Origin of the sequence: Pseudomonas sp. DVZ6 (assembly GCF_024259445.1) — a bacterium.
Classification (GTDB): Bacteria; Pseudomonadota; Gammaproteobacteria; order Pseudomonadales; family Pseudomonadaceae; genus Aquipseudomonas; species Aquipseudomonas peradeniyensis.
Genome location: NZ_JANCLM010000031.1, coordinates 48,831 through 63,458, shown reverse-complemented (window position 1 = coordinate 63,458; position 14,628 = coordinate 48,831). Strand labels below are relative to the sequence as shown.

Annotated in this window: 9 protein-coding genes; 4 read left to right on the top strand and 5 right to left on the bottom strand. The window is 66.4% G+C overall.

Features of this window, described 5'->3' with window-relative positions; genetic code table 11:
- Positions 1-28: 28 nt before the first annotated feature.
- Positions 29-3,148 carry a transglycosylase domain-containing protein gene (locus NMG10_RS18040; RefSeq protein WP_254464846.1) on the bottom strand — a complete coding sequence of 1,040 codons (3,120 nt, stop codon included), beginning with the start codon at positions 3,146-3,148 and terminating at the stop codon, positions 29-31.
- 425 nt (positions 3,149-3,573) lie between these two features.
- On the opposite strand from NMG10_RS18040, the gene NMG10_RS18035 reads away from it, so the two are divergent.
- Positions 3,574-4,983 carry an amino acid permease gene (locus tag NMG10_RS18035; RefSeq protein ID WP_232855788.1) on the top strand — a complete coding sequence of 470 codons (1,410 nt, stop codon included), beginning with the start codon at positions 3,574-3,576 and terminating at the stop codon, positions 4,981-4,983.
- A 121-nt stretch (positions 4,984-5,104) separates the two neighbouring features.
- Here NMG10_RS18035 and NMG10_RS18030 read toward each other — a convergent pair whose 3' ends face one another.
- The gene (locus NMG10_RS18030) at positions 5,105-6,724 is read right to left on the bottom strand and encodes an FMN-binding glutamate synthase family protein (RefSeq protein ID WP_203647776.1); all 1,620 of its coding nucleotides are present in this window, start codon (positions 6,722-6,724) and stop codon (positions 5,105-5,107) included.
- A gap of 179 nt (positions 6,725-6,903) precedes the next feature.
- Here NMG10_RS18030 and NMG10_RS18025 point away from each other — a divergent pair, with 179 nt between their 5' ends.
- The gene (locus NMG10_RS18025; protein WP_203647775.1) at positions 6,904-7,155 is read left to right on the top strand and encodes a type B 50S ribosomal protein L31; all 252 of its coding nucleotides are present in this window, start codon (positions 6,904-6,906) and stop codon (positions 7,153-7,155) included.
- Positions 7,156-7,230: 75 nt separating this feature from the next.
- On the opposite strand, the gene NMG10_RS18020 is transcribed toward NMG10_RS18025, so the two are convergent.
- Entirely contained in the window at positions 7,231-11,517 is a 4,287-nt protein-coding gene (locus NMG10_RS18020; RefSeq protein ID WP_254464845.1) for a DEAD/DEAH box helicase, read from the bottom strand.
- Between the two features lie 175 nt (positions 11,518-11,692).
- Between NMG10_RS18020 and NMG10_RS18015 the strand changes: the two genes are divergently transcribed.
- Entirely contained in the window at positions 11,693-12,106 is a 414-nt protein-coding gene (locus NMG10_RS18015; protein ID WP_254464844.1) for an NUDIX domain-containing protein, read from the top strand.
- Here the strand turns inward: NMG10_RS18015 and metR are convergent.
- A complete protein-coding gene (gene metR, locus NMG10_RS18010; protein ID WP_019097212.1) occupies positions 12,090-13,007 on the bottom strand; it encodes a transcriptional regulator MetR in 918 nt (305 codons plus the stop codon). The two genes, NMG10_RS18015 and metR, sit on opposite strands and share 17 nt — an antisense overlap.
- A 197-nt stretch (positions 13,008-13,204) precedes the next feature.
- Here metR and NMG10_RS18005 point away from each other — a divergent pair, with 197 nt between their 5' ends.
- Positions 13,205-14,200: an alpha/beta fold hydrolase gene (locus NMG10_RS18005; RefSeq protein WP_203647773.1), complete on the top strand. Its 996-nt coding sequence runs from the start codon at positions 13,205-13,207 to the stop codon at positions 14,198-14,200.
- A gap of 77 nt (positions 14,201-14,277) precedes the next feature.
- Here the strand turns inward: NMG10_RS18005 and NMG10_RS18000 are convergent, their stop codons facing one another.
- Complete coding sequence (locus tag NMG10_RS18000) at positions 14,278-14,613, bottom strand: GlpM family protein (RefSeq protein ID WP_050704011.1); 336 nt, start codon at positions 14,611-14,613, stop codon at positions 14,278-14,280.
- Between the last annotated feature and the right edge of the window lie 15 nt (positions 14,614-14,628).

The following is a 14,628-nucleotide window of genomic DNA, read 5'->3' as shown; positions in this document are numbered from 1 at the left end:
GATGATTATCATCTAATTTTTTGATAGTTCAGGACTGGCCCGCCACCTGCGGCGCCTTGCAGGCGGTGGGGTTGCCCGGCTCCAGGTACGGCATGAGGATCGGCGCCATGCCCTTGAGCACCTGCACCGGCAATGCCGAGGTGAACTTGAACGCTTCGGCCGAGCGCCCCGGGACAAACGCGGTGAGGGTGCCGAAGTGGTTGTCGCCGAGGAAGAATACGAAGGTCGCGGTGCGGTTCAGCGAACGCGAGCCGATCAGCCGGCCGCCGGCGCCGAAGCTTTCGATGCGGTTGTCGCCGGTGCCGGTCTTGCCGCCCATCACCAGCGGGGTGCCGTCGTGCAGCTTGAAGCTGCCGGAGATGCGCCGCGCGGTACCGGCGTCGACCACCTGCGACATGGCGCCCTTGAGCGCCCGGGCGACTTCCACCGGGAGGATCCGCTGGCCACGGTCGGGGTCGCTGATCAGCTGGGTCTCGTAGGGGGTGTTCTGGGCGAAGTGCAGGGTGTCGATGCGCAGCGTGGGCAGGCGCACGCCGTCGTTCTGGATGATCCCGACCAGTTCGGACAGCGCCGCCGGGCGGTCGCCGGAGCTGCCGATGGCGGTGGCCAGCGACGGCACCAGGTGGTCGAATGGGTAGCCGACGCGCTTCCAGCGCTGGTGGATGTCGGTGAACGCCTCGATCTCGACCATGGTGCGGATACGGCTGTCGCGGGCGCCCTGGTGGCGGCTCTTGAATAGCCAGCTGTAGACCTCCTGACGCTCGAAACGGCTGGCGTTGAGCGCGTCCTTGAGCGAGGCGCCGGGGTTCTTCAGCAGGTAGCCGAGCAGCCACAGGTCCAGCGGGTGGACCTTGGCGATGTAGCCCTGGTCGGGCAGGTCGTACTTGCCCGGGCCGTAGGCTTCGTACATCTCCACCAGGCGGCCGTCGGTGAGCTTGGCCATGGCCTTCTTGTCTTCCTTGCTGTGGGCGCGGACGAAGGCGTTGAAGGTCTCCTGGCCGGCCTCGGGGAACAGGTAGCGGTGCACCGCAGCCAGGCGCTGCGGGGTTACGCGCAGGCTGTCGAGGAAGGTGTCCAGGCGCTGCTGCGAGGTCTTGCGCTGGTATTTCTTCCAGAAGCGCATGGTGTAGTTGGAGCCTTCGCGGTCAGCGAAGCGCGCCAGGTATTCCTGGCGGCGCGGGTCGCTGTCGTCCCTGAGCAGCGGTTCGCGGTTGAACGGCTGCTGGTAGGTGACGTAGCGCACGATGTCGCGCATCAGGCGAATGAACGGCAGGTTGATCGACTCGCGCAGGGCATCCTTGAGGGTCGGATTGCGGTTGTTGTCTTCCTTGCGGAAGTTGTTGAACACATGCATGCCGCCACCGGTGAAGAAGGCCTCGCCGGTGTTGGCCGAGTACTTGCGTTCGAGCGCGGCGTCGAGCATGGCGTCCAGGCTCTGGTTCTTGCTGTTCTGCATCAGCCATTCCAGCGACCACTGGGTGATGCGGTCGAGTTCGGCCACCGGGACGTTCTTCAGCTCGGCCGCCGGCTTGCCGGCGTACTTGTCGTGCAGCTCGGCGATGATCTCCAGGTAGGTGGTCAGCACCCGCAGCTTGGCGGTGGAGCCCAGTTCTAGCTTGCTGCCTTCGTTGATGTCGAAGGGTTGGTTGGTGCTGTCGGTCTGCACCCGCACCCGCGAGCCGTCGGCGGTGCGTTCGAACAGGGTGAAGCTGTAGCTCACCTGGTCGGTGGTCTTGGCGGTGAGCAGGCGTTCGCCGATCAGGCCGATCTGTGCGGCGAACTCCGGGTCGGCGAGGTTTTTCAGGTACTGGCTGACCTGCACTTGCAGGTCGGCCTGCAGGGTGCTGGTGGCCGACAGGTCGAGGCGGTCGAGGTCGTACAGCGGCCGGTTGAGCATGGCCGCCAGGCGGTTGCGAGCCAGGCTGATGCCCTTGTTGGTGATGATCGGCACGATGGTCGGCTGCGCCACCCAGTCGCGGTACACCGCCTTGCTGGCCAGGGCGGCGTCGGCCAGGGCAGGCTCGATGACGCCGTTGGCGGCGAGTACGCGGATGTGCGAGTCAGTGAGATCGGCCAGCTCGATGCGGCCCTTGGACAGGTAGTGCGAAGGGCGGCGCTGGGCGATCATCAGCGACAGCACCTGGCGCAGGGCCAGGCCGCGCTCGGCCATGCTCTTCTCGTCGCTGGCCGTTGAGGTGAGGGCCTGGTTGACCTGGTCGAAGTCGGCGCCGTACCACACCCGCAGGCCTTCGGCCATGCCGTGCACCTCGCCGTGGCCGGGTACCGCCGACAGTGGCACGCTGTTGAGGTAGTCGCGCACGATGCGTTCGCGGGCCTCGGTGGTGTCGGGGCCGCCCTGGTAGGCGCGCACGCTGGCGGAAACCATCTGGCGGATCTTCTCGGCGCCGGAGACGGTCAGCCCGTCCGGCGAATGCCGGTACTTCTCAAGTTGGGTGGCCAGGGTGCTGCCGCCGGCCGACTGGCCGGGCAGGGCCAGGTACTTGGCCACCTGGCTATAGGCGGCCTTGGCGAAGCGCGGCCAGTCCACCGCCGGGTTGTTCTGCGGGTCTTTCGGGTCGAGCAGGTCGCGGTTCTCGATGAACAGCAGGCTGTTGACCATCACCGGTGGGATCGCCGCGAAGTTCGGGTACAGGTGCTGCGGGTAGTTGTACTGATAGAGCATGTCACCGCGGCAGTCGGTGATCGACAGGCCGGCCTGGATCTTCTCCACGTAGGGCACGAACAGGCCGTGATCGACGTAGTTCATCAGCGCCGGGGAGAAACGCACCTGCTGGTTGATCAGGTAGTCGCGCTTGAGCAGCCGTGGCAGGAACTCGCCCAGGGCGCTGTAGCCCAGGCGCCTGTCGAAGGGACCCTCGCCCGGGTAGACGATGGCATCGCTCGGGCCGGGCTCGAGGGCGTAGGTGAGGGTGCCGGCCAGACGGCTGAACTCGCGCGATTGCAGGCGTGAGGTCTGGAACTCGTCATAAGCGGCAAGGCCCACCGCGACCAGCCCGATCAACAGGATGAGCAGGATCAGGCGCCACCACAGGCGGCGCTGACGTGGGGTCTTGGGCAAGGGGGCTTCAGCCTGAGGTGCTTTGGGTGCTTCCGTTCCGGTTGGTTCCGATTGCCACAGTGCGCCCATAGTCTTGAGTCCGGCCAGGTGTTTTCGCGTTACTTGTCTGAAGCTTAGACGCTGGCCCAGTTTGGTGAAAAATTTGTAAGAAGCTTCGAGCAATCGCGTATGAACATGCGCCTTTGGTGCGACTTCCATTCTTCGGCAATGTTGTTAATGTAGCTGCCCCATTCCTGTGCATGGGCGGAGCGAGGCCAGAATGCCCCTCCGGTAAAGGGCTTTTTGCCGAGAATTCTCGCCAAATATCCCACTGTATATAGTGAAAAGCCCTGCAAGTGGCTTCCTATACTGCTCGCCCCCTTCGACCCGCCGACGCCCCGCGCCCGGTGGACAGGCCCGCCCACAAGGCGGCCTGGCGAGACGACGCCCCGCCTATCGGCGCGGCCGGTGCTGCACGAAGGTCAAATCCAATAACAAAATGAGGTTGTATTGCTATGCCAGTCGGCAACCATCCTGCCCACGACGAGTCCGTCCAGGGCGGCCCGCTCAAGCGCGAGCTGGGCGAACGGCACATCCGTCTGATGGCCCTTGGCGCCTGTATCGGCGTCGGCCTGTTCCTGGGTTCGGCCAAGGCCATCGAAATGGCCGGCCCCGCCATCATGCTCTCCTACATTATCGGTGGCCTGGCCATCCTGGTGATCATGCGCGCCCTCGGCGAGATGGCCGTGCACAACCCGGTGGCAGGTTCCTTCAGCCGCTACGCGCAGGACTACCTAGGCCCCCTGGCGGGCTTCCTCACGGGCTGGAACTACTGGTTCCTGTGGCTGGTGACCTGTGTCGCCGAGATCACCGCGGTGGCCATCTACATGGGCATCTGGTTCCCCGACGTGCCGCGCTGGATCTGGGCGTTGATGGCCCTGGGCAGCATGGGCGCGATCAACCTGATCGCGGTCAAGGCATTCGGCGAGTTCGAGTTCTGGTTCGCCCTGATCAAGATCGTCACCATCATTGCCATGGTGCTCGGCGGTATCGGCATCATCGCCTTCGGCTTCGGTAACGACGGCGTGGCCATGGGCATCTCCAACCTGTGGAGCAACGGCGGCTTCATGCCCAACGGCGTGACCGGCGTGCTGATGTCGCTGCAGATGGTGATGTTCGCCTACCTGGGCGTGGAAATGATCGGCCTGACCGCCGGCGAAGCGCGCAACCCGCAGAAGACCATCCCCCAGGCCATCGGCTCGGTGTTCTGGCGCATCCTGCTGTTCTACGTGGGCGCGCTGTTCGTGATCCTGTCGATCTACCCGTGGAACGAGATCGGCAGCCAGGGCAGCCCGTTCGTGATGACCTTCGAGCGCCTGGGCATCAAGACCGCCGCCGGCATCATCAACTTCGTGGTGATCACCGCCGCGCTGTCGTCGTGCAACGGCGGCATCTTCAGCACCGGGCGCATGCTCTACAGCCTGGCGCAGAACGGCCAGGCCCCGGCCACCTTCGCCCGCACCTCGAAAAGCGGCGTGCCGCGCAACGCGCTGCTGCTGTCGATCGCCGCGCTGCTGCTGGGTGTGCTGGCCAACTACCTGGTGCCGGAGAAGGTGTTCGTCTGGGTGACCTCGATCGCCACCTTCGGCGCGATCTGGACCTGGGTGATGATCCTCTTGGCGCAGCTGAAGTTCCGCGCCGGGCTGAGCACTGCCGAGCGCAACGCGCTGAAGTACCGCATGTGGCTGTGGCCGCTGAGCTCGTACCTGGCGCTGGCGTTCCTGGTGCTGGTGGTGGGGCTGATGGCGTACTTCGAGGATACCCGCGTGGCCCTGTATATCGGCCCGGCGTTCCTGGTGCTGCTGACGGCGTTGTACTACAGCTTCCGTCTGGCGCCGAAAGAGGCGCAGGCGCTGACAAGCTGAAATAGCGGGGGCTGCTGCGCAGCCCTTTCGCGGCACAAGGCCGCTCCTACAGGGATTATGCGTCCCCCTGTAGGAGCGGCCTTGTGCCGCGAAAGGGCCGCAAAGCGGCCCCTGTGATCGATCAGGCCGCCACCTCGCTATGCGGCTCGAAACTATCGGCCCGGGCCAGCTGCCACATCCGCGAATAGAACTGCCCATTGACCTCGCCAGTCAGCAACTCGCCCGGCTTGAGGAACACGTGCATCTGCGAGAACAGCTTGATCTCGGTGGCCGAGATCCGCCGCACCAGGTGCTTGGCCTCCAGTTGCGCCGGATGCTCCAGGCCCGCGGCGGCGAGCATTTCGGCCAGGGCGCGCAGGGTGTTGTGGTGGAAGTTGAGCACTCGCTGGGCCTTGTCCGGCACCACCAGCGCACGCTGGCGCAGGGCATCCTGGGTGGCCACGCCGGTCGGGCACTTGTTGGTGTGGCAGCTCTGCGACTGGATGCAGCCGATGGCGAACATGAAGCCACGCGCCGAGTTGGCCCAGTCGGCGCCGATGGCCAGCACGCTGGCGATGTCGAAGGCGCTGACGATCTTGCCGCTGGCGCCGAGCTTGATCTTGTCGCGCAGGTTCAGGCCGACCAGGGTGTTGTGCACGAACAGCAGGCCTTCGCGCAGCGGCACGCCGATATGGTCGGTGAACTCCACCGGGGCGGCGCCGGTGCCGCCTTCCTTGCCGTCGACGACGATGAAGTCGGGCAGGATGCCGGTTTCCAGCATGGCCTTGGCGATGCCCATGAATTCCCACGGGTGGCCCAGGCAGAACTTGAAGCCCACCGGCTTGCCGCCGGACAGTTCACGCAACTGGGCGATGAACTGCATCATCTCGATCGGGGTCGAGAAGGCGCTGTGGCGTGAGGGCGAGATACAGTCCTCGCCCATCATGACGCCACGGGTCTCGGCGATTTCCCGGGTCACCTTGTGCTTGGGCAGGATGCCGCCATGGCCGGGCTTGGCGCCCTGGCTCATCTTGATCTCGATCATCCGCACCTGCGGGTTCTGCGCCTGGGCGGCGAAACGCTCGGGGTCGAAGCGGCCGTCCGCGGTGCGGCAGCCGAAGTAGCCACTGCCCAGTTCCCAGACCAGGTCGCCGCCGTGTTCGCGGTGGTAGGGGCTGATGCTGCCCTCGCCGGTGTCGTGGTGGAAGTTGCCCAGCTTGGCGCCCTGGTTGAGGGCACGGATGGCGTTGGCGCTGAGCGAGCCGAAGCTCATGGCCGAGATGTTGAAGATCGATGCCGAGTACGGCTGGGTGCACTGCGGGCCGCCGACGCTGACGCGAAAGCTCGCCGGGTCGGCCAACGGCGCCGGGCGCATGGAGTGGCCGATGAACTCGAAGCCCGACTCGTAGACGTCGATCAGGGTGCCGAAGGGTTTGTCCGAGGCTTCGTTCTTGGCCCGGGCGTAGACCAGCGAGCGCTGGGCGCGGGAGAAGGGCAGGGCGTCGCTGTCGGATTCCAGCAGGTACTGGCGGATCTCTGGGCGGATGCCCTCGACCAGGTAGCGGATGTTGCCCAGGATCGGGTAGTTGCGGCGGACCGCGTGGCGTTGCTGCAGCAGGTCGAACACGCCGATCAGGCTGAGCACCCCGGTGGTCAGGGTGAACGGCCACAACCAGTCGTGGGTGAGGAACGGCAGGCTGGCGAGGGTGAACAGCACGCAGGCGGCGAAGAAGGCGTAACGGCTGAGGAGTGACAGGCTCATACGGTGTCCTTGCGAATGGCTCGGTCAGGCTCAGGGGCCTGGGGCAAAGGCCGACCATAGCCCGGTTGGGCGCCGCTTTGCCAGCGTGAGGCGGGCGGGAAAAATGAAAATTGGGGTATCGAAAATCATTCGCAATGGGGTATGTTATAAAGTAACCATAACTCGCAGGAGATTGCCCCATGAAAGCTGGTATCCACCCCGCCTATCGCCCCGTGCTGTTTCACGACACTGCCGCCGATGTGTTCTTCCTGATCGGCTCGACCGTCGAGACAGATCGCTCCCAGATGCACAGCGACGGTCAGACCTACCCCTATGTGGCGCTGGATGTGTCCAGTGCCTCGCATCCGGTGTACACCGGGCAGCAGCGCAAGACCACGGTCGAAGGGCGGGTGGCCGGGTTCAACAAGCGCTTCGCCGGTTTCCAGGTGTAGGAGCGGCTTTAGCCGCGAAGCAGGCTGCGCTGAGTGTGGCACCCGCTTTGCGGGTGATCGCGGCTGAAGCCGCTCCTACAGGGGCGGCGTCTGGCGCAACAGCTGTTGATGCCACTGCTCCTGCTCGGTCGCCGACGCCTCGATCAGAAACTGGTATCGCCCCGCCACCCGAGTGGCCACCGCGACACCCTCCCGGTACAGCACGCGGTTACCCGCCACCGCCGGTACCTTGGCCCCCGGCAACAAGGTACCCACCAGGTTCAACGGATCGCAGCCGCTGACCACCACCAGCTCGCCCTGTGGCGTGCGTCTGCGCACCTGGCGCAACAGCCCCACGGCTTCAGGTAAGGCGAACTGCTCACCCGCCAGCCCGGCGATAAAGCGCCCGCCACGGATTTCGCCGCGGGCCTCGAGGCGGTGGTAGCAGCGCAACAGGTCCCGCCACGACGGCAGCACGTCGCTTTCGCGTTCCAGCAGGCGCCAGCACATGACGCCATAGCGGCGCAGCAGGCTGCGGGCCACATGTTCCAGGCGCAGGTCTGCGTCCACTGCAATGCTCGAACGACGCAACAGCGCCCAGCGTCCGGCGTGGACCATGCTGCTCGACAGCGCAGGATGGCCGCGGCGGCTGTTGCGTGAAGTGCGCTTGGCCGCGGGTGTGATCAGGCTGCGCAGGCCGCTGAAACCATCGGCGCTGGCCAGGCCGGAACCTACCAGTTCCTGCAGGGCTGTCTCCAGCTCGCTGGGTAGCAGGTGGGCCTCATGGGCCAGTTCATCGAAGAACAAGGCGCCTTGTTCCTGCAGCGTCTGCATGACCCGCCGTGCGCGTGCGCCCAGTTGTTCGAGGTCGGCTGTGGGCGCCAGGCTGCGCCACAGCCCCTGGTGCTCGCGGGGCAGCAGCACCAGGGGCGTGCTGGCCAGGGTGCTGGCTGACTGTGTCGAGGCCAGCCGGCTCCAGGCCCACTGGCCGCTGCGACAGGCATCGTCCAGCCAGTGTGGGCTGTAGTCCTTGATACGAGCCGGCAGCAGGTCGCCTTCCCAGGTACCGGCGGCGGCGGGGAAACCTTGCAGTTGGGCGAGCACTTCGCCCAGCGCCTGCGGCCCGCGCAGGCGTGCTTCGCCACCCAGGTGCTGCCAGTCGAACAAAAACCTCATGAAGTCCTGCAGGCTGACCGGCTCGATTTCCTGGCGCAGGCGCTTGACCGTGTAGCGGTGGATACGTGCCAGCAGGTGCCGCTCGCACCACTGCAGGCCAGTCTGGCCTGGGCTGAAGTGGCCACGCATCACATAGCCTTCGCCTTCCAGGCGGGCCAGGGGCTGTTCGGCATTACCCGCCGGCTGTGCAAGCGGGTTGACGATCTCGGTCAGGGTCAATGGACCGAAGCCACTGAGCCGTGCGCGCAGCAACTCGACCAGGGCCGTGTCGAGGTCGGGCGGGTCGGCGAAGCCCGGCAACACCGCAACGTCCGGGTGCGGGCGTGCGTCGGGATACAGGATCAGCATTGCCTGCAGGCGCTCGCGGGCGAACCACAGGCGTCGCTCCCCGGCATCCAGATGACAGGCGCGACCTGCCTTGGCCAGTTGCAGCAGCAGTTGCGGCCAGCCGGGATTGCCCTCTACTTCAGGTTGGGTAATGGCGCCCAGGCTCATCAGCGCCTCATGCATTTCGTCGGCGTTGTCCGCCTGCGGCCAGGCCTCGGCCTGCACTGCGGCGATGGCGTCGCCGTCCAGTGCACCCAGGTCGTCGGCGCTGTGCACGTCGTTCCAGCGTCGGTTGAGCACGGCCTGGGTACGCCGCTCTTCAAGCGGCGCGTCGTCGAGGAAGGTGTAGGGCCGGGCGTTGAGGATGGCCGAAGCCAGCGGCGAAGGGGCCGGCAGGTCGCGACTTAGCCGGCGTACCTCGCCATTTTCCATGCGCCGCAGCAACGCCAGCCAGCCCTCGCTGTCCATGGCCTCGTGCAGGCAGTCGTCGAGGGTCTGTTGCACCAGCGGGTGGTCGGGGATCTGCCGCTCGCCGACGATATTCTCCAGGCAGGCGATCTGGTCGGGGAACACGGCGGCCACCAGGTCCTCGCTCTTCATGCGCTGGATCTGCGGCGCCACCTTGCGTCCGCCCACATAGCGCGGCAAGGCCAACGCTACCGCCGCGTTCCAGCGCCAGCGCACGCCGAACAGCGGCGCATCGAGCAGGGCCTGGACCAGGATCGGCTCTGCGGTGCGGCTGTGCAGGTAACGCCATACCTCGTCCAGCGCGAAGCTGTGGCTGGTGGATAGCGACAGCACGATGGCGTCCTCGCTGGCCGCCGCCTGCAACTCGAAATTGAACGTGCGGCAGAAGCGCTTGCGCAGGGCCAGGCCCCAGGCACGGTTGATCCGGCTGCCGTAGGGCGAGTGGATAATCAGCTGGGTGCCGCCGGACTCGTCGAAGAAGCGCTCCATCACCAGCGTCTGCTGCGAGGGCAGGGCGCCCAGTACCTGCCAGGTGCGCCCCAGGTAGTCGAGCAGTTGCTCTGCGCAGCCTTCATCCAGGGCGTAGGCCGTTTGCAGCCAGGCGCGCACCTGTTGGCTGTCGCCGGCCTGCAATTGCTGGTCGATCCGCTGCTGCAGGCGGGCCACTGCGGCGGACAGTTCGTCACTGCGACCTGGCGCCTCGCCCAGCCAGAACGGGATGGTCGGCGGCAGGCCGTGGGCGTCCTCGACCCGTACCCGGCCAGGTTCGACCCGTAGTATGCGATAGGAGGCGTTGCCCAGCTGGAAGATATCGCCGGCGATGCTCTCCACGGCGAAGTCTTCGTTGACGCTGCCGATGTTCAGCGCCTGGGGTTCGAGCAGCACCGCATAGTCGGCGGTCTCCGGGATGGTGCCGCCGCTGGTCAGGGCGGTCAGCTGGCTGCCGCGCCGCCCGCGCAGGGTGTGGTTTAGCGCATCACGATGCAGGTAGGCGCTGCGGATGCCCTGGCGGCCGTTGAAACCCTCGGCGAGCATGCGCAGCAAGGCCTGGTAGTGGCCTTCGTCGAGCTGGCCGTAGGGACTGGCCTGGCGCAACAGGTCGAGCAGCGCCCGTTCGTCCCAGGGCTGGTTGCTGACTTCGGCGACGATCTGCTGGGCCAATACATCCAGTGGCGCCTCGGGGATGTGCAATTCGTCCAGCTCGCCTTGGCGCACGCAGTCGAGCAGGGCGACACATTCGATCAAATCGTCCCGCGAGGTGGGGAACAGGCGCCCCTTGGGCACGCCGTCGACCTGGTGGCCGGAACGCCCGACCCGTTGCAGCAAGGCGGCGATCGAGCCCGGCGAGGCGATCTGGCAGACCAGGTCGACCTCACCGATATCGATGCCCAGCTCCAGTGAGGCGGTGGCCACCAGCACCTGCAGTTCGCCGCCCTTGAGGCGCTGCTCGGCGGTCAGGCGATGCTCCTTGGCTAGGCTGCCGTGGTGCGCGGCCACTGCGTGGTTGCCCAGGCGCTCGCCAAGGTGGCGGGTCAGGCGCTCGGCCAGGCGCCGGGTGTTGACGAATACCAGGGTGGTGCGGTGCTCGCGGGCGAGGCTGGCGAGGCGGTCGTAGACCAGCTCCCAGACATCCGTGGCCATCACCGCGCCCAGCGGCACGGGTGGCACTTCCAGGGCCAGGTCACGATGGCGGGCATGGCCGATATCGACGATGGCGCAGGGGCGTTCATGCCCGACCAGGAACCGCGCCACCCGCTCTACCGGGCGCTGGGTGGCGGACAGGCCGATGCGTCGCAGCGGTCGGCCGGCCAGGGCCTGCAGACGCTCGAGGGTCAGCGCCAGGTGGCAGCCGCGCTTGTTGCCGGCCAGCGCGTGGATCTCGTCCACGATGACCGTGTGCACGTTGGCCAACCCCTCGCGGCCCGAGGCCGAGCCCATCAGCACGTAGAGCGATTCCGGCGTGGTCACCAGGATATGCGGCGCCAGCTTGCGCATGGCCGCGCGCTCCTTCTGCGGGGTGTCGCCGGTACGTACGGCGGTTGTGATGCGCGGGGCCTTCAGGCCAAGCTGTTCGAGCTGCCGGCCGATGCCTTCGAGCGGCGCGTCGAGGTTCAGGCGGATGTCGTTGGACAGTGCCTTGAGTGGCGAGACGTAGACGACCTGGGTCTGTGCTGGCAGTTCGCCGCCCTGCGCCAGGCCCTGGCGGAACAGCTCATCGAGCACGGCGAGGAAGGCGCTGAGGGTCTTGCCCGAGCCAGTCGGCGCGGCCAGCAGCATCGACTGGCCAGCGTGGATCAGCGGCCAGGCGCCGGCCTGGGCCTCGGTGACCGTGGCGAAACGCTGGCGGAACCAGGTGGCGACGGCGGGGTGGAACAGGCCGAGCACCGGGTGTTGGTGGGCGGGGAGGTTCATGGGTTGGTTATGGCGGGTTGCCAGCGGATTGGCAAGGGGCCGTTCGTCCGGGAGGCCTATTGCGGGGCAAGCCCGCTCCCACGCGTACTCGGCAGGGCTCTGGTGGGAGCGGGCTTGCCCCGCGATAGGGCCTTGTCAGGTATCCTGCGCCCCTTCATTCGCTCGTGAGTCCACCATGCCCAACATTATCCGCATCGCCGCCGCCCTGCTCATCGACGCGCAAGGCCGCACCCTGCTGGTACGCAAGCGCGGCACCCAGGCGTTCATGCAGCCTGGCGGCAAGATCGATGCAGGCGAATCGCCGGCCCAGGCGCTGGTACGCGAGCTGCACGAGGAGTTGGACCTGCGCGTCGACCCGGTCCAGGCCATTCACCTGGGCCGTTTCAGCGCCCCGGCCGCCAACGAACCGGGCTTCGAGGTGCAGGCCGAGTTGTTTCGCGTCCAATGCACCGCGACGGTAAACCCGGCGGCGGAAATCGAAGAGGTGACCTGGCTGTCCGCCGACCAGGCGCCGGACCTGGATCTGGCCCCCCTGACTCGCGACCTGATCCTGCCGCTGTGGCGCGAAGGCCTCAACGCACCGCGCTGACCCCGTCCAGGGTGGCGAACGAGGTGTCCTTGGCGGTCAGCAGGAAGTCGCGCATGTACGGTGCATCGAGCATGTCGGTGCGCACCGCGGCGTAGAGCGTGGCGAACAGCCCTTTCTCGCCCAGGCGCTTGCCCTTCACGTAGCCCCGCGAGCTGTATTCGTGCAGCGCCCAGTGCGGCATGCCGCACACACCGCGACCGCTGGCTACCAGTTGCATCATCATCACCGTCAGCTCCGAGGTGCGCACCGCCGCCGGCTCGATGTCGGCCGGCTCCAGGAAGCGGGTGAAGATGTCCAGGCGGTCGCGTTCCACCGGGTAGGTGATCAGGGTCTGGTCGAGCAGATCCTGGGGCACGATATAGGGCTTGCTCGCCAGCGCATGCTGGTTGGCCACGGCGAGCATGGCCTCGTAGGTGAACAGCGGTACATAGGTGATGCCGGCCAGGTCCACCGGGTCGGAGGTCACCACCAGGTCCAGGTCGCCGCGGGCCAGGGCCGGCAGCGGGGCGAAGGCGAAGCCCGAGGCCAGGTCCAGCTCCACTTCCGGCCAGGCATCGCGGAACTGATCGATGGTCGGCATCAGCCACTGGAAGCAGCTGTGGCACTCGATGGCCATGTGCAGGCGTCCGGCGGTACCGCCGGCCAGGCGGGCAATGTCGCGCTCGGCGCCGCGCAGCAGCGGCAGGGTGGCATCGGCCAGTTGCAGCAGGCGCAGGCCGGCGCTGGTGAAGCGGATGGGCTTGGTCTTGCGCACGAACAGCGGCAGGCCCAGGCGCTCCTCCAGCTCCTTGAACTGGTGCGACAGCGCCGACTGGGTCAGGTGCAGGCGCTCGGCGGCCTCCACCAGGCTGTCGGCTTCGCGTAGGGCATGAAGGGTTTTCAGGTGGCGGATTTCCAGCACGACGGCTCCGTGAGCATTCTTTGAGCTAAAACGAGATTGCGTTGAGTTTCCCTCATGTTGCCATGTGCTGTCGATAACAGGATGCACACGACCGCTCGGCAAGGTTCACGAAACTGTCACGGTTTTGTGGCAGCGCGCCCGAACGGATTTCATCAGACTCGCGCTCTACTGGGGATCTGCATTCTGGTGTTTCTTTCATGCGGGCTTTACTACTTTTCTTCTTGCTGCTGGTCAGCGTGCCGGCGAGTTTCGCCGAGGGTCGCTGCGACGTCCATGTGCCGGTGCAACGGGCCGAGCTGGGTGAGCTGAGCCTGGTCTACCAGAGTGTCGGTGCGCCCCGCGATCCGGCGCTGTTGCTGGTCATGGGCCTGGGCGGGCAGCTGATTCACTGGCCGGACGACGTGGTCGAGGCCCTGTGCCGCCAAGGTTTCAGGGTGATCCGCTACGACAACCGCGATGTCGGCCTGTCGCGCTGGAACCAGCTGCCGGCCTCGGCCAACCTGACCGTCGAACTGCTGCGCTACAAGCTGGGCCTGCCGGTGTCGGCGCCTTATTCCCTCACCGACATGGCCGGTGACGGTCTGCGACTGATGGATGCCCTGGGCATCCGCCAGTTCCATGTGCTGGGTGTGAGCATGGGCGGCATGATTGCCCAGCACCTGGCGGCCATGGCCCCGGAGCGGGTGAGTAGCCTGACCCTGGTGATGTCCAGCTCGGGCGCTGTCGGCCTGCCGGCGCCGGATCCGGCGCTGGTGCAGTTGCTGGCGCGGCGCAGCGCGCCGAGTCGCGAGGTGGCCATCGAGCAGCAGGCCGACCTGCTGGCAGCGCTGGGCAGCCCCGAGGTGCGGGACGACCGGGCTGTGCTGCTCGAACAAGCCGCCGTGGCTTATGACCGGGCGTTCAATCCGGAAGGGGTCAAGCGCCAGATCATGGCGATCCTTGCCGAACCCAGTCGGGTCGAGTTGCTCAACCAGCTGCGGGTGCCGACGCTGGTGGTGCATGGCACCGCCGATCCGTTGCTGCCGGTGATGCACGGGGTGCATCTGGCGGCGCATATCCAGGGCAGCCAGTTGCGGCTGATTCCGGGGCTGGCGCATCGTTTCCAGGAGCCGTTCAAGGCGCCGTTGCTGGGGGCGGTCCTACCCTACCTGCAGGCGCATCGGCAGGATGTCACGCATATCGCCCGGCTCTAGAACCCATCGCGGGGCAAGCCCGCTCCCACGATAGCCCTGCGCACCATTCGTGGGAGCGGGCTTGCCCCGCGATTCGTTCAATGCATCCGCACCCAAACGCTTACCAGCACCGTCGCCGCCACCAGCCAGGCCACCGTGGCCAGTGCCAGCGACGCTTCCAGGCGCAGGCGGTCGACCAGCACGTACAAGGTTGCCAGGTACACGAAGTACGGAATGATCGACCACATCCCGAACAGGATGGTGGTCTTCAGGTCTTCCAGCGATCGCCCCTTGCCGACGATGTAGTGGGCGATCAGGGCAAAGGTGGGAAACAGCGGCACCAGGCCGGCAATGTAATAGTTGCGGGTCTTCGACAGGATCGCCAGGAGCACCACCACGCCGGCGCCCAGGGCCGCTTTGAATACCAGGTCCACGTTGAACTTCCAGGG

Coding starts and splice junctions, on each gene's coding strand:
- NMG10_RS18025 (WP_203647775.1), top strand. CDS start 6,904: ATGAAAGCTGGTATCCACCCCGCCTATCGCCCCGTGCTGTTTCACGAC.
- NMG10_RS18035 (WP_232855788.1), top strand. CDS start 3,574: ATGCCAGTCGGCAACCATCCTGCCCACGACGAGTCCGTCCAGGGCGGC.
- NMG10_RS18040 (WP_254464846.1), bottom strand. CDS start 3,148: ATGGGCGCACTGTGGCAATCGGAACCAACCGGAACGGAAGCACCCAAA.
- NMG10_RS18005 (WP_203647773.1), top strand. CDS start 13,205: ATGCGGGCTTTACTACTTTTCTTCTTGCTGCTGGTCAGCGTGCCGGCG.
- NMG10_RS18030 (WP_203647776.1), bottom strand. CDS start 6,724: ATGAGCCTGTCACTCCTCAGCCGTTACGCCTTCTTCGCCGCCTGCGTG.
- NMG10_RS18015 (WP_254464844.1), top strand. CDS start 11,693: ATGCCCAACATTATCCGCATCGCCGCCGCCCTGCTCATCGACGCGCAA.
- NMG10_RS18020 (WP_254464845.1), bottom strand. CDS start 11,517: ATGAACCTCCCCGCCCACCAACACCCGGTGCTCGGCCTGTTCCACCCC.